This window comes from Sanguibacter sp. Z41_6 (assembly GCF_059621145.1).
This window is the reverse complement of the sequence record NZ_JCAQIF010000003.1, coordinates 22,714-41,188: the sequence shown is the minus strand read 5'-3', so window position 1 is coordinate 41,188 and position 18,475 is coordinate 22,714. Positions and strand designations below refer to the sequence as shown.

Sequence of the window (18,475 nt, the reverse complement as noted above, 5' to 3'; positions counted from 1 at the left end):
GTGATGTCTGAGACTGCTGACGACCCCGCCCTCGGCCACGAGGACACCCCTGCGGATCCCGCCGCGGCGCCGAGCCGGACCACCTCGAACGAGGACGGCGGCGCGCCGACGTCCGGGTCGGGGGGGCGTGGTGCTGGCCCGCTCCTGCGGATCGGCGCTCTCGCCGTCGTGGTGCTCGTCGTCGACCAGCTGACGAAGATGTGGGCCGAGTCGACGCTCACGTCCGGAGCCGCGGCAGAGCCTCTCCTCGGCGAGCTCGTCCAGCTCCGGCTCATCTACAACTCCGGTGCGGCGCTGTCGCTCGGCAGCGGGATGACGTGGCTGCTGACACTCGTCGCCGCGGTGGTCGTCGTCGCCGTCGTCATCATGGCGCGGTCGGTGCGATCCGTGCCGTGGGGTGTCGCCCTCGGACTCGTCCTCGGCGGGGCAGTCGGCAACCTCGTGGACCGGCTGTTCCGGGCCCCGGGCTTCCCCGAGGGTCATGTCGTGGACTTCATCGACTACGGCCCCTTCGTCGGGAACGTCGCCGACATCGCCATCGTTGCTGCCGCCGTGGGGATCGCTGTGCTCACCCTCCTCAACGTGCCGCTGGACGGTGGTCCGCGGAACCGCGCCGGTGCCGGTGCCGGTGCCGGTGACGGGGTGGAGGACGAGGACTGATGGGAGAGCTGCGCGCGCTCCCGGTGCCTGACGGGCTCGCGGGGGAGCGGGTGGATGCCGCCCTGGCGCGCATGCTCGGACTCTCCCGGACCGTCGCGGCGCAGGTCGCCGCCGAGGGCGGCGTCCGCCTCGACGGCGCGACCGTCGGCAAGTCGGATCGTCTGCACGCCGGCGGCTGGCTCGAGGTCGAGCTCCCGGGGCCGGACGCGCGGCCGGGCCCCGAGGTCGTCGCCGAGCCCGTGCCGGGGATGTCGATCATGTATGACGACGACGACATCGTCGTCGTCGACAAGCCCGTCGGCGTCGCTGCCCATCCGTCCGTGGGGTGGACCGGCCCGACCGTGGTCGGCGCGCTCGTGGCTGCGGGCTACCGGGTCTCGACCTCGGGTGCCCAGGAGCGGCAGGGGATCGTCCACCGGCTCGACGTCGGGACCTCCGGGCTCATGGTGGTCGCCAAGAGCGAGCACGCGTACTCCGTGCTCAAGCGGGCCTTCAAGGAGCGGACGGTGGAGAAGGTCTACCACGCGCTCGTCCAGGGTCATCCCGAGCCGACGACGGGCACCATCGACGCGCCGATCGGTCGGCACCCGAGCGCCGACTACAAGTTCGCGGTCACAGCGTCGGGCAAGCCCTCGGTGACGCACTACGAGGTGCTCGAGATGCTCTCTGCCGCGTCGCTCGTCGAGGTGCACCTCGAGACCGGCCGCACCCACCAGATCCGGGTGCACTTCTCGGCGCTGCGCCACCCGTGCGTCGGCGACCTCACGTACGGCGCTGACCCGAGGCTCGCCGCGCGGGTCGGGCTCTCCCGGCAGTGGTTGCACGCGCACCGGCTCGGCTTCGAGCACCCGGCCACGGGCGCCTGGGTCGAGGTGACGAGCGAGTACCCGCAGGACCTTGCGGACGCCCTCGAGGTCGTGCGCGATGTCTATCGCTGACGGGCAGCCTCCGGCGCGCACGGAGGCCCTCGACGTCGTCCGGGTGGCGACGCGCGAGCAGCTCGAGGCTGCGTGGCACGTGCGGACCGAGGTGTTCGTCGTCGAGCAGCGGGTACCCGTGGAGGAGGAGATCGACGCGGCCGACACCGATCCGACGACCACGCACGTGCTCCTGGTGGCACGCGACCAGGTCGCCGCTGCGGGGGAGCTCCGCGGGGCAGACGCGCCCGGCGGCGCGGAGGCGCCTGGCCAAGCGGCGGTCGCGACGGGGCGGGTCCTGTGGGATCCCGCTCACCCGGGTGTCGTGCACATCGGTCGGGTGGCCGTCCGTGCGCCGTGGCGGGGCACGGGGACGGGTGCGCGGCTCATGACCGAGCTCGAGCGCGTCGCGCTCGCCCAGCACGCCGTCGACGGGTCGGTCAGGATCGAGCTCAGCGCCCAGGAGTCGGCCGCGGGGTTCTACCGCCGCCTCGGGTACGTCATCGGTGACGACCGTTACCTCGACGCGAACATCTGGCACCGGGACGCCTGGAAGGTCGTCCGCGCGACTTAGACTCGTCGCATGCCGTCTGCTGTCTCCTCGACGTCCGAGGACTTCGTCCACCTGCACGTGCACACCGAGTACTCGATGCTCGACGGGGCCGCGCGGCTCGGAGACCTCTTCGAGGAGACGAAGCGCCTCGGTCAGCGGGCCATCGCCACGACGGACCATGGGTACCTCTTCGGTGCCTACGACTTCTGGAAGCAGGCGACCGACGCGGGCGTGAAGCCCATCATCGGCGTCGAGGCGTACGTCACACCCGGGACGAGCAGGTTCGACCAGACGCGGGTCCGCTTCGGCGAGAAGGGCCAGGAGGCCGACGACGTCTCGGCGCGCGGCGCCTACACCCACCTGACGATGTGGGCACGGAACAACGACGGGCTGCACAACCTGTTCCGCATGAGCTCCCTCGCCTCGCTCGAGGGGCAGCTCGGCAAGTGGCCCCGGATGGACCGCGACCTGCTCTCGCGGTACGGCTCGGGCATGGTCGCCTCGACCGGGTGCCCCTCCGGCGAGGTGCAGACCCGGTTGCGCCTGGGCCAGTACGACGAGGCCGTCCGGGCGGCTGGCGAGCTGCAGGACATCTTCGGCAAGGAGTACTTCTACGTCGAGCTCATGGACCACGGTCTCGACATCGAGACGCGCGTGTTCAAGGACCTCATGCGCCTGTCGCAGGACATCGGTGCGCCGCTGCTCGCGACGAACGACCTGCACTACGTCAAGCAGGAGGACAGCGACGCGCACGACGCACTCCTGTGCATCAACTCCGGCTCCACCCTCGCGGACCCGGACCGGTTCACGTTCGACGGCGACGGCTACTACGTGAAGTCGGCCGCGGAGATGCGGCGCACGTGGGCGGAGCTGCCCGAGGCCTGCGACAACACGCTGCTCGTCGCCGAGCAGTGCGAGGTGTCGTTCAACACCTCCGCCAACTACATGCCGAACTACCCCTGCCCGCCGGGCGAGGACGAGACCTCGTGGTTCATCAAGGAGGTCGAGGCCGGGCTGCGGTACCGCTACCCGGACGGGATCTCGACCGAGGTGCGCGAGCGGGCGGACTACGAGACGCGGGTCATCTCGCAGATGGGGTTCGAGGGGTACTTCCTCGTCGTCGCCGACTTCATCAACTGGTCGAAGAACAACGGCATCCGGGTCGGTCCGGGGCGTGGCTCCGGTGCCGGTTCGATGGTCGCGTACGCGATGCGCATCACGGACCTCGACCCCATCCAGCACGGTCTGCTGTTCGAGCGGTTCCTCAACCCTGACCGCGTCTCGATGCCCGACTTCGACGTCGACTTCGACGAGCGCCGGCGCGGCGAGGTCATCCGGTACGTCACGGAGAAGTACGGCGAGGACCGCGTCGCGCAGATCGTCACCTACGGCACGATCAAGGCCAAGCAGGCTCTCAAGGACTCGAGCCGGCTGCTCGGGCTGCCCTACGCGATGGGCGAGAAGCTCACGAAGGCCATGCCCCCGGCCATCATGGGCAAGGACATCTCGCTCACCGGGATCTTCGACCCGGCGGACAAGCGCTACAACGAGGCGGAGGAGTTCCGCCAGGTCCACGCCACGGACCCCGATGCGCAGCGCGTCGTCGAGCTCGCCAAGGGCATCGAGGGGCTGAAGCGCCAGTGGGGTGTCCACGCGGCGGGCGTCATCATGTCGAGCGACCCGCTCATCGACATCATCCCCATCATGCGCCGTCCGCAGGACGGCGCCGTCATCACGCAGTTCGACTACCCCAAGTGCGAAGAGCTCGGGCTCATCAAGATGGACTTCCTGGGGTTGCGGAACCTCACGATCCTCGACGACGCCCTCGAGAACATCGTCATGAACGGCAAGGAGCCGGTCGAGCTCGAGACGCTCACGCTCGACGACCCCGCGACGTACGCGCTGCTCGGACGTGGAGACACGCTCGGGGTGTTCCAGCTCGACGGCGGCGGCATGCGGACGCTGCTCAAGCTCATGCGTCCCGACAACTTCGAGGACATCTCCGCCGTCGGTGCGCTGTACCGACCAGGCCCCATGGGCGCCAACTCCCACACGAACTACGCGCTGCGCAAGAACGGCGCGCAGCCGGTGGTGCCGATCCACCCGGAGCTGGAGGAGCCGCTCCAGGAGATCCTCGGCACGACGCACGGCCTGATCGTGTACCAGGAGCAGGTCATGGCGATCGCGCAGAAGGTCGCCGGCTTCACGCTCGGTCAGGCGGACATCCTGCGTCGCGCGATGGGCAAGAAGAAGAAGTCCGAGCTCGACAAGCAGTTCGAGGGCTTCTCCGGCGGGATGGTCGAGCGCGGGTACTCGATGGCCGCCGTGAAGGCGCTGTGGGACATCCTCCTGCCGTTCTCGGACTACGCGTTCAACAAGGCGCACTCCGCCGCGTACGGGGTCGTGTCCTACTGGACGGCGTTCCTCAAGGCGAACTACCCCACCGAGTACATGGCGGCGCTGCTCACGAGCGTCCGCGACGACAAGGACAAGTCGGCGCTCTACCTCAACGAGTGCCGGCGCATGGGCATCACGGTCCTGCCGCCGGACGTCAACTCGTCCTCGGCGAACTTCACCGCCGTCGGCACCGACATCCGGTTCGGACTCACCGCGGTGCGCAACGTCGGCGCGAACGTCGTCGACGCCGTCGTCGCGACGCGCGAGGCCAAGGGCGACTTCACGTCGTTCACGGACTTCCTCGACAAGGTCCCGGCCGTCGTGTGCAACAAGCGGACCGTCGAGTCCCTCATCAAGGCAGGAGCGTTCGACTCTCTCGGGCACACGCGGCGGGCGCTGCAGGTCGTGCACGAGCAGGCGGTCGACTCGGTCATCGGGGTCAAGCGCAAGGAGGCAGAGGGGCAGTTCGACCTCTTCGCCGGGTTCGGCGGGGACGACGGCGCCGACGACGGGATGTCGTTCAGCGTCGACATCCCCGACCTGCCGGACTGGGACAAGAAACAGCTGCTCGCGTTCGAGCGGGACATGCTCGGGCTCTACGTCTCCGACCACCCGCTCTCCGGCCTCGAGCACGTGCTCCAGCAGGCCGCCGAGGTGTCGATCGCCACGCTGCTCGCCGACGACGCCCGGCCCGACGGCTCCACGGTCGTCATCGCGGGGCTCATCACCTCGCTGCAGCGCAAGATGTCCAAGCAGGGGAACCCGTGGGCGGCGGTGACGATCGAGGACCTCGACGGCGGTGTCGAGGTGATGTTCTTCGGTGAGACGTATCTCGCGTACTCGACGATCCTCGCGGAGGACCAGGTCGTCGTGCTGCGGGGACGTGTCCGACGACGCGACGAGACGATGCAGCTCCAGGCCATGGAGGTGTCGCTGCCCGACGTCTCGGCCGTGGCGGACGCACCCGTGCTCGTCACGCTCGCGGAGTCCCGGTGCACCCAGCCGGTCGTCGAGGGGATCCGGGAGATCCTGCGGACCCACCCCGGGGTCACCGAGGTGCACCTCAAGCTCACGACACCGGGCCGCGCCAAGGTGCTCCGCCTGGACGACAACCTCCGGGTGGAGCGCACGCCGTCCCTGCTCGGTGACCTCAAGGCTCTGCTCGGGCCGGGGTGTCTCGCCCCGTGACGCCCGCTCGGCGGTTCCGTGTGGTGCCAGCGGCCTACGTGTTCCTTGTCAGGGACGAGCCCGGACCATCGGTGCTGCTGCAGCTGCGCCGCGGCACGGGCTACATGGACGGGCACTGGGCGGCGGGCGCCGCTGGGCACGTCGAGGAGGGCGAACCCGCGGACGCGGCCGCATGCCGCGAGGCGTTCGAGGAGCTCGGCCTCCACCTGAGCCCGGACCGTCTCGCACCGGTGACCGTCATGCACCGGACGAATGCCGGCATCGGGCCGGACGAGGAACGGGTCGACTTCTTCTTCGCGTGCAGGGAGTGGGACGGAGAGCCGCGCCTCCGCGAGCACGACAAGGCGGCAGACCTGCGGTGGTTCCCCCTCGACGCACTCCCCGACCCGGTGGTCCCGCACGAGCGCGCGGTGCTCGACGCCCTGGCCGTGGGGACGCCACCGTCGTTCATGTCCTTCGGCTTCGCGGCTCCGCAGGAGGTCGACGGCCCGCGCCCGCACCGCGAGGCCGCCCGGCCACGTCACGCCTAGACTCGGACCTCGTGATCCACCTGACCCCAGAGCAGCACGTGTTCCTCATCGAACGGCACCTCGCCACCCTGACGACCCTGCGCGCCGACGGCAGCCCGCACGTCGTGCCCGTGGGCTTCACGTGGGACCCGGAGACGGGCCTCGTCCGGATCATCACGAGCGGCCCGTCGGTCAAGGCCCGCAACGCCGCTCGGCCCGGACCGGGCGGGACGGCGCCGCGGGCCGCGGTCTGCCAGGTCGACGGCGGCCGCTGGATCACGCTCGAAGGGCCCACGCGGGTCTCGGACGACCCTGACCGCGTCCTCGACGCCGAGCGCCGCTACGCGCGCCGGTACAAGGAACCGTCCGTCAACCCGCGCCGCGTCGTCATCGAGATCACCGCCGACCGGGTCATGAGCTCGAGCTACATGCAGCGCTGAGGACCGGTTCAGCCGACCGTGGCGCTCGCCCTGCCCGTCGGGGAGTCGACCTCGACGACGTCACCCTTGCGCAGCTGGCGGCCCCGCCGGGTGTCGACCTCACCGTTGACGCTCACCTCACCGTCGGCGATGAGGTCCCTCGCCTGCGCACCGGACTCGGCGAGGCTCGCGAGCTTGAGGAACTGCCCGAGGCGGATGACGTCGTCGCTGATGGGAACGGTGCTCATGGAGACCATTGTCGTCCCCGGGGAGCATGCGCGAAAATTCCTCGGCAGCCGCCCTGCCGCCGCCTAGGATGGAGGGGTGATCAACCGACTCGACCTGCGCGGTCGCTCCCTGTCAGCCCGTCAGCTCGTCGCCGTGCTCCCGCGCCCCCAGCTGCGTGTCGCGGACGCCGCCGAGCGCGTGGCACCGATCATCGCCGGCGTGCGTGCCCGTGGTGCGGCTGAGCTCCGTGATCTCGCGGAGCGGTTCGACGGGGTCCGTCCGGAGCACCTGCGCGTCCCGTCGGCTGCCCTCGAGGCAGCGCTCGCGGGCCTCGACCCCGAGGTCCGCAGCGCGATCGAGGAGTCCATCTCCCGCGTCCGGACCGTGCACGCGGCGCAGAAGCCCGCTGGCTTCACCGTCGACCTCGCCCCCGGCGCCCGGGTCCGGCAGCGGTGGGTGCCGGTCGGTCGGGTGGGGCTCTACGTCCCCGGTGGGCTTGCCGCGCTCGCCTCGTCGGTCGTCATGAACGTCGTCGCTGCTCAGGAGGCCGGTGTGCCCTCCCTCGCGGTGGCGTCCCCGCCGCAGAAGGAGAACGACGGTCTCCCGCACCCCACCATCCTCGCCGCGTGTGCACTCCTGGGCGTCGACGAGGTGTACGCCGTCGGCGGTGCGCAGGCGGTCGCCATGTTCGCGTACGGCGCGAGCGGCAGCGAACCCCAGGACGGCGCGGTGCTGTGCGAGCCGGTCGACGTGGTCACCGGTCCCGGCAACGTCTACGTCACGGCAGCCAAGCGTGCGGTGCGGGGCGTCGTCGGGATCGACTCGGAGGCAGGAACCACCGAGATCGCGGTGCTCGCCGACGGCACCGCCGACCCGGACCACGTGGCGGCGGACCTCATCAGCCAGGCCGAGCACGACCCGTCGGCCGCATCGGTGCTCGTCACGCCGAGCGTCGAGCTGGCCGGTGCGGTCGAGGCCCGCCTGGACGGGCGCGCCGGCGTCGCGGCCCACTCGGCGCGGATCCTGCAGGCCCTGTCCGGCCCGCAGTCGGGGATCGTCATCGTCGACAGCGTCGACCACGGCATCGAGGTCGTCAACGCGTACGGGGCCGAGCACCTCGAGATCCAGACGGTCGACGCCTCGGCCGTCGCTGACCGGATCACGAGCGCCGGGGCGATCTTCGTCGGTCCGTACTCGCCCGTGTCCCTCGGTGACTACATGGCGGGCTCGAACCACGTGCTGCCGACCGGGGGATGCGCGCACTTCGCGTCCGGGCTCGGTGTGCACAGCTTCATCAAGGCGGTGCAGGTCATCGAGTACTCGCGTGAGGGCCTGGCGGAGATCGCCTCGAAGATCGTCGCGTTCTCGCGCGCGGAAGACCTCCCCGCCCACGGCGAGGCCGTGCAGGCGCGCTTCAGCTGATCCGGGCGACCGCCCAGGCTGCCGCGGCAGGGAGCGCCGCGAGCACGGAGACGTGCCCGTCGTCCGGACGCTGCCACAGCTCGGCTGTCGGCAGCGTCCGCGCGAGCCAGCGGGAGTGCGACACGGGCACCACCCGGTCCCGCATGCCGTGCACGAGAAGCACGGGTGTGCGGAGAGTCGCGAGGTCGAACCCCCAGTCGCGGACGAACGCCACGTCGTCGTCGACGAGCCCGTCCACGCCAGCCTCCTCGGCACGTCCGGAGTCCTGCCCCAGGGACGCCCAGGTGCTCCCGAGCATCGCCCAGTCCGCGTCCGTGAAGGAGCGCGGGTCGAACTCCTCCTCCGCGGCCAGCGCAGCACGCGCCTCGCGCCCGGCGCACGCCGCCCGGAGCGCGGCGTCGGAGTGCATCCCGGCGAACCAGTCGATGGACGCCGTGATCGGCGCGAGCCCGGCGAGGCAGACGGTGGCGCGCACCCGGTCCGTGAGCAGCGCGGCGCACGCGAGTGCGTGTGGACCGCCCCCGGACGCTCCGAGCGTCACGCACGTGCGGACGTCGAGAGCGTCGAGCACGGCGAGGACGTCCAGGGCCGCGGAGGCGACATCACGTCCGGGGGACGGTGTGGAGCCCCCGTAGCTCGGTCGCCCGTACGACACGACCCGCGCGTCGAGGGCCTCGGCCGCGGCCACCACGGGCGGCAGCAGGGCACCCGTCTGGGGCGAGCCGTGATGCCAGAGGATGGTTGCTGTCGCATCCTGCGGCCCCGCGGCGTGCGCCCGCAGGACGCGCCCGTCGGGCAGACGGATCTTGTGCTCGGTCATGCCGTGGCTCCCGTCGGACGGTCGGGTGCTGCCCCCCTGCTATGGTGCGCCGCGGGTCACCGTTGCGCCAGCACGAGCGGGACGACCTTCGCGGCACCGGCGTCGCGCAGCAGTCGCGTCGCGACGGCGAGCGTCCATCCGGAGTCCACGTAGTCGTCGACGAGCAGGATCGAGCGGCCCGCGAGCCCGGCGAGCGCGGCGGGGGCGAGCTCGAGCGCGAGGCGCTGGTGCACCGCTGCGAGGCGCATGGCGGAGTTCACGTCGTGCCGTGGAGGATCCTGGTGCGCCGGAACGGGTCCCACCGTCCCGACGAACGGTTTGCCGAGGTATTTCGCGAGGCCCTGCGCGAGGTGTATGACGAGCACGGGCCGGGTGACGGACCGCAGGGCGACCACCCCGTCGACGGCGGTGCCCTCGGGCCAGGCGTCGAGCACCTGGACGGCGGCCCTGCGCAGCGCCACCGGGACCTCGCCGTCCGCGCGCTCGGGAGCGAAGAGCTCGCGCAGGGGCTGCGACCAGCCGAGCCCGTCGAGGCGCGCGACCGCGCGACCGGCTGCGTGCTGGGCGGCGGGCGGGATCTTCCCCTGGAGCTCGATGCCGAGAGAGGCCATCCCGGACGGCCACATCTTGCGCGGCTCCACGACGACGCCGGGCGTGTCCATGGCCCTGCGGGCCTGTGCGACGTGGTCGGTCGAGGGAGCAGCGGGCAGGGTCACCCCACCACAGGTGTCGCACCGCCCGCACCGGGTGCCCGGGACGAGCTCCGGGTCGTCGAGGGTGGCCCGCAGGAACGCCATGCGGCACTCGTCCGTCGTCACGTAGTCGACCATCGTGGCCTGCTCGGCGAGCCGCGCCTGCTCGACCCTGCGGTACCGCTCCGCGTCGTACGTCCATCCCCGGCCGGTGGACTCCCACCCCCCCTTGACGCGCTTGACCGCCCCGTCGACGTCGAGGACCTTGAGCATCATCTCCAGGCGGGAACGTGTGAGGTCGACCTGGGTCTCGAGGAACGGTGCCGACAGGGTGCCGCCGCGGGCCAGTGCGTCGAGGGTCGCGCGGACCTGGTCCTCGCGGGGGAACGCGAGGGACCCGAAGTACTCCCAGATCCGCCGGTCCTCCTCGCCGGGCAGCAGCACGACGAGTGCCTCGTCGACGCCACGGCCGGCGCGCCCGACCTGCTGGTAGTAGGCGATGGGGGAGCTCGGTGCCCCCATGTGCACGACGAACGCGAGGTCCGGCTTGTCGAAACCCATCCCGAGCGCGGAGGTGGCGACGAGCGCCTTCACCCGGTTCGCCTTGAGGTCGGCCTCGAGCGCCTCGCGCTCCGTCGGGTCCGTCCGGCCGGTGTAGGCCGCCACCGGGATGCCTGCCTCCTTGAGCTGGGACGCCACCTGCTCGGCGACGGACACGGTGAGGCAGTAGACGATCCCGGAGCCCGTCGTCGAGCTCAGCAGCTCCATGAGCCACGCGACGCGGCTGGGTTGGTCCGGCAGCCGCAGGACGGCAAGGTGCAACGACTCGCGGTCGAGACCGCCTCGCAGCACGAGGACCTCGGTCCGGGCGTCGTCGCCGGCGATCTCGAGCTGCTCGGCGACGTCCTGGGTGACGCGTGCGTTGGCCGTGGCGGTCGTGGCCAGCACCGGGATGCCTTCCGGCAGCTCGGCGAGCAGCGTGCGGATGCGGCGGTAGTCGGGGCGGAAGTCGTGCCCCCAGTCCGAGACGCAGTGCGCCTCGTCGATGACGACGAGACCGGCGTCGGCCGCGAGGCGTGGAAGGACCTCGTCGCGGAAGGCGGGGTTGTTCAACCGCTCCGGGGAGCAGAGCAGGACGTCGATCTGACCCGCGGCGATCCGCTCGTGGATCTCGTCCCACTCGGTGACGTTCGCTGAGTTGATCGTCGCGGCGCGGATACCCGCCCGCTCCGCCGCCGCGATCTGGTCCCGCATGAGCGCGAGGAGGGGCGAGACGATGATCGTCGGCCCTGCGCCGCGAGCGCGCAGGAGCGCGGTGGCGACGAAGTACACGGCGGACTTGCCCCACCCTGTGCGTTGGACGACGAGCGCTCGTCGCTGCTCTCGCACGAGGGCGTCGATCGCGGTCCACTGGTCGTCCCGCAGCACTGCGTCGCTGCGCCCCACGAGGCGCTGCAGGGCAGCCTCGGCCTCGCCCCGCAGGTCCTCGTCCGGACCCACCGTGACCCGGGGGCGGGCGGCTGTCGCTCGCACCGTCGGTCGATCTGTCCCGGGCGTGGACGGTCCGGTGGTGCGTGCCTGGCCGGACACGTCCCCCGGACGGTGGTCGTCGGGGTCCTCGAGAGCGGGCTCGTCGAAGTACGGGACGTCCGCGTACGGGTCGTCGGAGGCCGTCGTCCGTCGTCGGTCCGTCGCCGGGTCGGGGGCGTGGGTCGGTCGTGCCGTCATGTCTGTCTCCGGACGAGTCGTGGGGGCGGCCGGCTCCCGGCGCGGAGCCGGGTCTGCTGCGGGTGCTGGTGTGCTCGGCGCAGGCTCGGTGGGCTCGGGGGTGACAAAGCCCGGCGTCTGCCAGGCGGGCGCCGGCGACGCCCTGTGCTGCGCCTCGTCGTCCGAGGCCCGGGCGTCGAACGACGACGCCCCCCACCCCGGCCCGTCGTCGATCATGGGCCGGCGCCGGGGGGTCGACGGGAGCTTCGACCAGTCGGGCTCGATCCCCCACCGCTTCGGCCCGCGCTGCCGCGGCGACGAGGCGGCCGGGGGAGTCTCGGCGTCGTCCGCAGGGGTCGGTTCACCGGGTGAGGTCATGGTCTCCAGCCTACGGAGCGTGCGCCCTGGTCGACGACCCCGCCGCGCAGGCTGTGGACGCAGCTATCGCCTCGACACGCTCAGTAGACTGGGACGGTGACCCCGCCCTCCCTCTCGTCAGCCGCCTCCGCGCGTCCTGCAGCCGAGCGACCCTTCCGGCTGCCCGTCCGTGACGGCATCGCCGGCATGGAGCCCTACGGAGCCCCGCAGCTGGACGTCGCGCACCTGCTCAACGTCAACGAGAACCCGTACCCGCCGGCGCCCGACGTCATCGAGACCATCGCGCGCGACGTCGCCGTCGCGGCCGGCACCCTCAATCGCTACCCGGACCGCGAGTTCCTGGGGTTGCGCGGCGACCTGGCCGACTTCCTCGCGACCGAGTCCGGCGTCCGGGTGGCGCCGGAGCAGGTGTGGGCGGCCAACGGGTCCAACGAGGTCATGCTGCACCTCATGCAGGCGTTCGGGGGTCCGGGACGTACGGCGCTGTCGTTCGCGCCGACCTACTCGATGTACCCGGAGTATGCACGAGACTCCCTCACGGCGTGGGTTGCGGGCCCGCGCGAGCCCGACTTCACGGTCGACCCCGAGGTCGCCGTCGCCACGATCGCCGAGCACCAGCCCGCCGTGATCCTTCTCACGAGCCCCAACAACCCCACGGGAACCACGCTGCCGCTGTCCACGGTCGAGGCGGTCTGCGAGGCGGCGCTCGCCGTGGACCTCGACGGGGCGGCAGCGGTCGTCGTCGTCGACGAGGCGTACGCCGAGTTCCGTCGCTCGGGCGTGCCGTCGGCGCTCGAGCTCCTCGACCGTTACCCCAACCTCGCCGTGAGCCGCACGATGTCCAAGGCCTTCGCGCTGGCGGGTGCGCGCCTGGGGTACCTGGCGGCGTCCACGGACCTTGTCGACGCCCTGCGCGTGGTCCGGTTGCCGTACCACCTGTCCGCGGTGACCCAGGCGGTGGCGCGGGCGGCACTCAAGCACTCCGGGGCACTGCTCGCCCAGGTCGACGCGTTGCGGGTCGAGCGCGACGAGACCGTCGCGTGGCTGCGGGCCCAGCGCCGCGGCGGGCAGCCGCTCGTCGTGGCGGACACCGACGCGAACTTCGTGCTCTTCGGCAGGTTCGACGACCGTCACGCCGTGTGGCAGGGTCTTCTCGACCGCGGCGTGCTCGTCCGTGAGACCGGGCCCGAGGGCTGGCTCCGCGTCTCTGTCGGAACCCCGCAGGACATGACCGCATTCAAGGAAGCACTCGTGGAGGTAGCAGGACTGTGACCGCTGACCAGACGGCCCGGCGCGCTGCGCGCATCGAGCGCACGACGAGCGAGTCGAGCGTCCTCGTCGAGATCGACCTCGACGGGACGGGTCGCACGGAGATCTCCACGTCGGTCCCGTTCTACGACCACATGCTCACCGCGCTGGGCAAGCACTCCCTCGTCGACCTCACGGTCCGCGCCACGGGCGACACGCACATCGACGCCCACCACACGGTGGAGGACGTCGCCATCGCGCTCGGCGAGGCGCTCCGTGTCGCCCTCGGGGACAAGAGCGGCATCGGACGCTTCGGCGACGCCACCGTCCCGCTCGACGAGGCCCTCGCGCAGGCGGTCGTCGACGTCTCGGGCCGCCCCTACCTCGTCCACACGGGCGAGCCGGCTGGTCAGGAGTACCACCTCATCGGCGGCCACTTCACGGGATCGCTCACCCGGCACGTCCTCGAGTCGATCGCGCACCACGCGGGGATCTGCATCCACATGCGCGTGCTCGCCGGCCGCGACCCCCACCACATCGTCGAGGCCCAGTTCAAGGCCCTCGCGCGCGCTCTGCGCGCCGCGGTGGAGCCCGACGCACGCGTCGTCGGCATCCCGTCGACGAAGGGCGCGCTATGAGCGCCCCGACGCCGGACCGGCCCGAGGCCAGCCCACGCATCGCGATCCTGCTCACCCAGATCGCGACCGCCGAGGCGCTCGCTGCCGCCTGCGCCGTGCACAAGGCGCAGGTGGATGCCGTCACGTCCCCGATCGGCGCGTACGCGGTCTGCCGGGACCCGGAGAGCGCGCCCGCGATCGCGGCGGCTGTCTCGACCGTGGCGCGATCCGTCCCCCTCCTCCTCGTCGAGGCCGAGGGCGGCCAGATCCGTGCGGGCCAGTGGCTCGACGGCACGCGGACCGGTGACCTCGCGCCGGGACTCGTGCTCGACGGCGCCCCCCACGAGTTCGAGGACCTGCTCCTCGGTGCCGTCTCGGTCCACGACGTCGAGGGTGTCGTGTCGAGCGTCGGGATGTCCCGCTGGAAGGCGATGCGGTCCTTGACCGCCACCGCACGAGCAGCCCGGGGGAAGCGGTGAACGTGACAGGGAAGAAGGTCGTCGTCCTCGACTACGGCTTCGGCAACGTCAGGTCCGCTGTCCGTTCGCTCGAGCGTGCCGGAGCGACCGTCGAGCTCACCGCGGACCCGCGTGCCGCAGGGGAGGCCGACGGCCTCGTCGTTCCCGGGGTGGGGGCGTTCGCGGCGGTGATGCGGGGCCTCGATGCCGTCAGGGGCGGGCAGATCATCGAGCGCAGGCTCGCTGGCGGACGTCCCGTCCTCGGCATCTGCGTCGGGATGCAGGTCATGTTCGACGCGGGCGAGGAGCACGGCGTCCACGCGGACGGCCTCGCCCAGTGGCCCGGGGTCGTCGACCGCCTCGAAGCGCCCGTGGTGCCCCACATGGGGTGGGACACCGTGGACGTGGCCGAGGGCTCGGTCCTCTTCGAGGGCATCGAGGAGGAGCGGTTCTACTTCGTCCACTCCTACGCGGCGCGCGACTTCACGCTGGGCGCCGGAGCCGCGCACGACGACCGGTTCCGCCCTCCGCTCGTCACGTGGTCCGACCACGGGGGTCGGTTCGTCGCGGCCGTCGAGAACGGCCCGCTGTCGGCGACCCAGTTCCACCCCGAGAAGTCGGGGGACGCCGGCGCGCAGCTGCTCCGCAACTGGATCCGCACGCTCTGACCCGACCGTGAGCCGCACCCGGCCCGGCGACCGTCCGTCCTCGGCCCCGCGGCTCTTCCCCCGGTGTGCCCCCTCGGGCCGCCACCGCTCGTCTCCGTCCAGCCCGTACCCACGGTCCCCGAGAGGATCCACCCACCATGTCAGACCGCCTCATCCTGCTCCCTGCTGTCGACGTCGCCGACGGACAGGCCGTCCGGCTCGTCCAGGGGGAGGCCGGCTCCGAGACCTGCTACGGCGACCCGCTCACCGCGGCGCTCGACTGGCAGGACGGCGGGGCGGAGTGGGTGCACCTCGTGGATCTCGACGCCGCGTTCGGCCGTGGGTCGAACGCGGAGCAGCTCGCGGAGGTCGTCGGCCGGCTCGACGTCAAGGTCGAGCTGTCCGGCGGTATCCGCGACGACGAGTCGCTCGCGCGCGCACTCGCGACGGGATGCGCTCGCGTGAACCTCGGCACGGCGGCGCTGGAGAACCCGGAGTGGACCGCACGGGTCATCGCCGAGCACGGTGACGCGATCGCCGTGGGTCTCGATGTCCGCGGCACGACCCTTGCCGCCCGTGGTTGGACCCAGGAGGGTGGAGACCTCTGGGAGGTGCTCGACCGCCTCGAGGCAGCGGGGTGCCCCCGGTACGTCGTCACCGACGTGACGAAGGACGGGACCCTGCGCGGCCCCAACATCGACCTGCTCCGCGACGTCAGCAGCCGCACGAGCTCCCCGGTCGTCGCGTCCGGCGGGATCTCCAGCCTGCTCGACCTCGAGGCGCTGCGTGAGCTCGTCCCCGCGGGGGTCGAGGGCGCGATCGTCGGCAAGGCGCTCTACGCGGGCGCGTTCACCCTTCCGCAGGCGCTCGACGTCGCAGGGCGTCCGTGACCGACGACGCACAGCCCTCCGGCCGGGCGCTGCCCGGCGCCTCACCGTTCGCCGGTGACGACGGGTCGGCTGATCCCGCACTCGCCGCGACGCTCGACCACTACGCGCGGGGCGAGGCGACGCTCGCCGAGGTGGTGACGCGGCTCGCTGCTGCCCGCGTGCTCGTCCCCGTGCTGGCCGAGCTCGAGGCGAGCGGGGCCGGTGACCACGGCTTCGAGGTGGACAAGGAGGCGTCAGCGGGCGTCGTCGCGCTGCAGTCCGCAGACGGTCGTCAGGCGCTGCCGGTGTTCTCGAGCGTCGCCTCGATGGCCGCCTGGAGCCCTGCGGCACGTCCCGTTCCGGCGGACGCCGCGCGTGCCGCGCTGTCCGCGGTGGAGGAGGGCTGGGCGCTGCTCGTCCTCGATCCGGGCGGGCCGGTGAGCGTGGTCGTGCCGCGTCCGGCGGTGTGGGCCATCGCCCGGGGGCAGCGGTGGACGCCGGCCGTCGCCGAAGGGGTCGTGGACCCGGAGGTCGCTGCCGCGATCGCCGAGGCCGTCGGTGCCGTGCCCTCGGTCGTCCGCGTGCGTGCCGACGTCGGGCGGGGCGCCGAGGTCGCGGTGGTGCTCGGGATCGACGGGGGCCTCACCCGGGGGCAGCTCGATGCCGTGCTCGCCGAGGTCAACCAGGCGCTCGGCGCGAGCACGGTGATCAGCGAGCGGGTCGACTCGCTCGAGCTGCGCGTCGGGCGTGCCGACCGCGCCTGACCGGCTGCCTCAGCAGGTCGGTGGGGTCTGTGCTGCGAATCCGGCGTCGTCGTCCAGCAGGCCGCGCAGGGTGCTCACGGGGACGACGTAGCTCTGACCCTGGCCGTTCTTCGCGTAGACGACTCCGATGACCCGCCCCTCTTCGTCGAGCGCCGCGGAACCCGAGCTGCCTGGCTCCACCGGCGCGTCCGTGAGGAGCACCTGACCGAGGTTGGCGTTGAGCGGGTCCGACGTGTAGGCGATGACCGCGCCCTTGGTCGCAGTGAGCTGCCCCCCGTTGGGATAGCCGACGACGGTGACGTCGTCACCGGGCTGCGGGTCCTCGACCGCGAGGTCGGGGTACGCGTCCAGGTCTTCGGTCGTGCGGACGATCGCGAGATCGGCGAGATCAGCCGTCCCGGAGTTCGTCACGTCGACGTCACGCCCGTCGTACGTGCTCAGCTGGATCTGCGTGCTGCCTTCCACGACGTGCTTGTTCGTGATGAGGGTGCGGGCGTCGATCGCGAAGCCGGTCCCGCGCACGACGCCGTCACAGCTGACGTTGCGGATCCGCACGGCCATCTGCTGCGCAGCGTCGAACCCGTCGGCCGAGAGGTTGCCCTGGCCCTCAGGAGCCCCGGGGGCCAGGCTCGGCACCACGGTCTCGGGCATCGGCGGCGGCGCGTCGGGCAGGATGCCGCACGCGGTGCAGGCGGCCAGTGCGACGACCGCTGCTGCACGCGAGAGGACGGCCCGGGGGAGAGCGGCGGCGCCGGTACGGCGCGCGGTGACTGTCACAGCTCCGCCAGGTCGTCCTGGAGCGAGTTGTAGTCGTCCACCGCCGCTGAGCACACCGACTCCGCCTGGTCGACGGCCGTCTGGACGGCCTCGGGGGTCGTCGCGTCAGGCTCCGCCATGAGGTTGAGGAGCGTGTTCTGGGCCGTGATGCAGTCACCGAGGGCGGCCGAGACGTCGAGCGCGGTCTCAGCGACCTCCTGGACGTCCTCGGCGATGATCTTCTGGCTCTCCCGGTCGTCTCCGACCTGGGCCTTCTCGTCGGCGAGCTCGGTGATCCTCGTCTGCGCGGTCGCAAGCTGGTCCCGCACCGTCGTGAGCTCCGCCGTCATGCCGCTCACGTCGCCGGTGAGCTCCGCGACCTCGGCGCCGAGGGCCCGCGACTCCGCCTCCCACGCGTCGCTGCGGTCCGCCCACCGGACCGCGAGGTATCCGACGTAGGCGCCGCCGGCGAGGGCGAGCACGAGAAGGACCGACAGCACCCAGAGCCCGGCACGTGCACCTGGCCGTCGCCGGACGCGGCGCGCCCGGACGCCGAGATCCCCGGCGTCGCGGCGTCCGTCCGCCCCGGCACGTGCGGCATCCTCGGGCCGCGGAGCGTGGACAGGCACGGGAAGGGCGGGGTCGGTCCCGCCGAGGTGCACGCTCACGGGCGCGGACACCGGGATGTCGAAGCTCGGTCTCGCCGCAGGAGGATAGTCCGCCGGGACGTCCCTCGCCCCGTCGTCGCCGTGGTCCCGGGCGGGGCGCTCGCCGGCCCAGGGCGAGGGGTCGGTCAACTCACGGCCCCGGTGAACTTCTCGCCCGGGCCCTCACCCGGAGCGTCCGGGTAGATCGACGCCTCACGGAACGCGAGCTGGAGCGAGCGCAGCCCGTCGCGGAGCGAGCGTGCGTGCTGGCTGCCGATGTCCGGCGCCGCTGTCGTGACGAGCGCGGCGAGGGCGTTGATGAGCTTGCGTGCCTCGTCGAGGTCGAGATGCCGTCCGGCGTCCGCCTCGTCGGCCAGCCCGCACTTGACCGCGGCGGCGCTCATGAGGTGCACGGCCGCGGTCGTGATGACCTCGACGGCCGCCACGTCCGCGATGTCACGGATCGCCTGCGGCGCGCTGTGCTCGTGGGGTGCGGGCTGGCGGGGGTCGGTCTGCTCGGAGGTCATGGCCCCATTGTCACAAAGTCGGGGTGCTGCGGTCGACCGTGAACACCTGCGG

At 72.1% G+C, this 18,475-nt stretch carries 19 protein-coding genes; 13 read left to right on the top strand and 6 right to left on the bottom strand.

What is annotated here, in order from left to right; translation table 11 throughout:
* The first annotated feature begins 3 nt into the window (after positions 1 to 3).
* The 6 genes from AC54T1_RS07785 to AC54T1_RS07760 are packed head-to-tail and all read left to right on the top strand — an operon-like array spanning position 4 to position 6,664.
* Entirely contained in the window at positions 4 to 660 is a 657-nt protein-coding gene (locus AC54T1_RS07785; protein ID WP_496911856.1) for a signal peptidase II, read from the top strand.
* Positions 660 to 1,598 (top strand): RluA family pseudouridine synthase, encoded by a 939-nt coding sequence (locus tag AC54T1_RS07780; protein ID WP_484345357.1) that lies wholly within the window; start codon positions 660 to 662, stop codon positions 1,596 to 1,598. Before AC54T1_RS07785 ends, AC54T1_RS07780 begins: the two co-directional genes overlap by 1 nt.
* Entirely contained in the window at positions 1,585 to 2,151 is a 567-nt protein-coding gene (locus tag AC54T1_RS07775) for a GNAT family N-acetyltransferase (protein ID WP_496911591.1), read from the top strand. The genes AC54T1_RS07780 and AC54T1_RS07775 overlap by 14 nt, the downstream gene beginning before the upstream one ends.
* Positions 2,152 to 2,160: 9 nt before the next feature.
* Positions 2,161 to 5,715, top strand: coding sequence for a DNA polymerase III subunit alpha (gene dnaE, locus AC54T1_RS07770; RefSeq protein ID WP_484345359.1), 3,555 nt, complete (start codon positions 2,161 to 2,163; stop codon positions 5,713 to 5,715).
* Complete coding sequence (locus AC54T1_RS07765; RefSeq protein ID WP_496911590.1) at positions 5,712 to 6,245, top strand: NUDIX hydrolase; 534 nt, start codon at positions 5,712 to 5,714, stop codon at positions 6,243 to 6,245. The genes dnaE and AC54T1_RS07765 overlap by 4 nt, the downstream gene beginning before the upstream one ends.
* 11 nt (positions 6,246 to 6,256) lie before the next feature.
* A complete protein-coding gene (locus tag AC54T1_RS07760; RefSeq protein WP_484345361.1) occupies positions 6,257 to 6,664 on the top strand; it encodes a PPOX class F420-dependent oxidoreductase in 408 nt (135 codons plus the stop codon).
* 8 nt (positions 6,665 to 6,672) lie between these two features.
* On the opposite strand, the gene AC54T1_RS07755 is transcribed toward AC54T1_RS07760, so the two are convergent.
* Entirely contained in the window at positions 6,673 to 6,891 is a 219-nt protein-coding gene (locus AC54T1_RS07755; RefSeq protein ID WP_484345362.1) for an RNA-binding S4 domain-containing protein, read from the bottom strand.
* 76 nt (positions 6,892 to 6,967) lie between these two features.
* Here AC54T1_RS07755 and hisD point away from each other — a divergent pair, with 76 nt between their 5' ends.
* Complete coding sequence (hisD, locus tag AC54T1_RS07750) at positions 6,968 to 8,293, top strand: histidinol dehydrogenase (RefSeq protein WP_496911589.1); 1,326 nt, start codon at positions 6,968 to 6,970, stop codon at positions 8,291 to 8,293.
* On the opposite strand, the gene AC54T1_RS07745 is transcribed toward hisD, so the two are convergent.
* Positions 8,286 to 9,113 (bottom strand): alpha/beta fold hydrolase, encoded by an 828-nt coding sequence (locus tag AC54T1_RS07745; RefSeq protein WP_496911588.1) that lies wholly within the window; start codon positions 9,111 to 9,113, stop codon positions 8,286 to 8,288. The genes hisD and AC54T1_RS07745 overlap by 8 nt on opposite strands.
* A gap of 56 nt (positions 9,114 to 9,169) precedes the next feature.
* The gene (locus tag AC54T1_RS07740; protein ID WP_496911587.1) at positions 9,170 to 11,890 is read right to left on the bottom strand and encodes a RecQ family ATP-dependent DNA helicase; all 2,721 of its coding nucleotides are present in this window, start codon (positions 11,888 to 11,890) and stop codon (positions 9,170 to 9,172) included.
* 96 nt (positions 11,891 to 11,986) lie between these two features.
* On the opposite strand from AC54T1_RS07740, the gene AC54T1_RS07735 reads away from it, so the two are divergent.
* The 6 genes from AC54T1_RS07735 to AC54T1_RS07710 all read left to right on the top strand — a co-directional run bounded on the left by AC54T1_RS07735 (position 11,987) and on the right by AC54T1_RS07710 (position 16,493).
* On the top strand, positions 11,987 to 13,162 hold the full coding sequence (locus AC54T1_RS07735; protein WP_496911586.1) for a histidinol-phosphate transaminase: 1,176 nt from the start codon (positions 11,987 to 11,989) through the stop codon (positions 13,160 to 13,162).
* Positions 13,159 to 13,776, top strand: a complete 618-nt coding sequence (hisB, locus tag AC54T1_RS07730; RefSeq protein ID WP_484345367.1) for an imidazoleglycerol-phosphate dehydratase HisB — start codon at positions 13,159 to 13,161, stop codon at positions 13,774 to 13,776. The genes AC54T1_RS07735 and hisB overlap by 4 nt, the downstream gene beginning before the upstream one ends.
* Entirely contained in the window at positions 13,773 to 14,234 is a 462-nt protein-coding gene (locus tag AC54T1_RS07725) for a hypothetical protein (RefSeq protein WP_496911585.1), read from the top strand. Before hisB ends, AC54T1_RS07725 begins: the two co-directional genes overlap by 4 nt.
* Positions 14,235 to 14,236: 2 nt before the next feature.
* A complete protein-coding gene (hisH, locus tag AC54T1_RS07720) occupies positions 14,237 to 14,881 on the top strand; it encodes an imidazole glycerol phosphate synthase subunit HisH (protein ID WP_496911584.1) in 645 nt (214 codons plus the stop codon).
* A gap of 137 nt (positions 14,882 to 15,018) precedes the next feature.
* On the top strand, positions 15,019 to 15,750 hold the full coding sequence (priA, locus tag AC54T1_RS07715) for a bifunctional 1-(5-phosphoribosyl)-5-((5-phosphoribosylamino)methylideneamino)imidazole-4-carboxamide isomerase/phosphoribosylanthranilate isomerase PriA (RefSeq protein ID WP_496911583.1): 732 nt from the start codon (positions 15,019 to 15,021) through the stop codon (positions 15,748 to 15,750).
* A complete protein-coding gene (locus AC54T1_RS07710; protein ID WP_496911582.1) occupies positions 15,747 to 16,493 on the top strand; it encodes an SseB family protein in 747 nt (248 codons plus the stop codon). The genes priA and AC54T1_RS07710 overlap by 4 nt, the downstream gene beginning before the upstream one ends.
* 9 nt (positions 16,494 to 16,502) lie before the next feature.
* On the opposite strand, the gene AC54T1_RS07705 is transcribed toward AC54T1_RS07710, so the two are convergent.
* Genes AC54T1_RS07705 through AC54T1_RS07695 form a run of 3 tightly spaced genes read right to left on the bottom strand, consistent with a single transcriptional unit; the run spans position 16,503 to position 18,423 of the window.
* Entirely contained in the window at positions 16,503 to 17,270 is a 768-nt protein-coding gene (locus tag AC54T1_RS07705; RefSeq protein WP_496911581.1) for a S1C family serine protease, read from the bottom strand.
* Positions 17,267 to 18,046, bottom strand: a complete 780-nt coding sequence (locus AC54T1_RS07700) for a hypothetical protein (RefSeq protein WP_496911580.1) — start codon at positions 18,044 to 18,046, stop codon at positions 17,267 to 17,269. Before AC54T1_RS07700 ends, AC54T1_RS07705 begins: the two co-directional genes overlap by 4 nt.
* Positions 18,043 to 18,423, bottom strand: coding sequence for a DUF1844 domain-containing protein (locus tag AC54T1_RS07695; protein ID WP_484345374.1), 381 nt, complete (start codon positions 18,421 to 18,423; stop codon positions 18,043 to 18,045). The genes AC54T1_RS07700 and AC54T1_RS07695 overlap by 4 nt, the downstream gene beginning before the upstream one ends.
* Positions 18,424 to 18,475: the final 52 nt, after the last annotated feature.

Bases quoted from the DNA above. Each gene is read 5' to 3' on its own strand.
- AC54T1_RS07780 (WP_484345357.1), top strand. From the start codon at position 660: ATGGGAGAGCTGCGCGCGCTCCCGGTGCCTGACGGGCTCGCGGGGGAG.
- AC54T1_RS07785 (WP_496911856.1), top strand. From the start codon at position 4: ATGTCTGAGACTGCTGACGACCCCGCCCTCGGCCACGAGGACACCCCT.
- AC54T1_RS07740 (WP_496911587.1), bottom strand. From the start codon at position 11,890: ATGACCTCACCCGGTGAACCGACCCCTGCGGACGACGCCGAGACTCCC.
- AC54T1_RS07695 (WP_484345374.1), bottom strand. From the start codon at position 18,423: ATGACCTCCGAGCAGACCGACCCCCGCCAGCCCGCACCCCACGAGCAC.
- AC54T1_RS07775 (WP_496911591.1), top strand. From the start codon at position 1,585: ATGTCTATCGCTGACGGGCAGCCTCCGGCGCGCACGGAGGCCCTCGAC.
- AC54T1_RS07725 (WP_496911585.1), top strand. From the start codon at position 13,773: ATGAGCGCCCCGACGCCGGACCGGCCCGAGGCCAGCCCACGCATCGCG.
- priA (WP_496911583.1), top strand. From the start codon at position 15,019: ATGTCAGACCGCCTCATCCTGCTCCCTGCTGTCGACGTCGCCGACGGA.
- AC54T1_RS07745 (WP_496911588.1), bottom strand. From the start codon at position 9,113: ATGACCGAGCACAAGATCCGTCTGCCCGACGGGCGCGTCCTGCGGGCG.
- AC54T1_RS07755 (WP_484345362.1), bottom strand. From the start codon at position 6,891: ATGAGCACCGTTCCCATCAGCGACGACGTCATCCGCCTCGGGCAGTTC.
- dnaE (WP_484345359.1), top strand. From the start codon at position 2,161: ATGCCGTCTGCTGTCTCCTCGACGTCCGAGGACTTCGTCCACCTGCAC.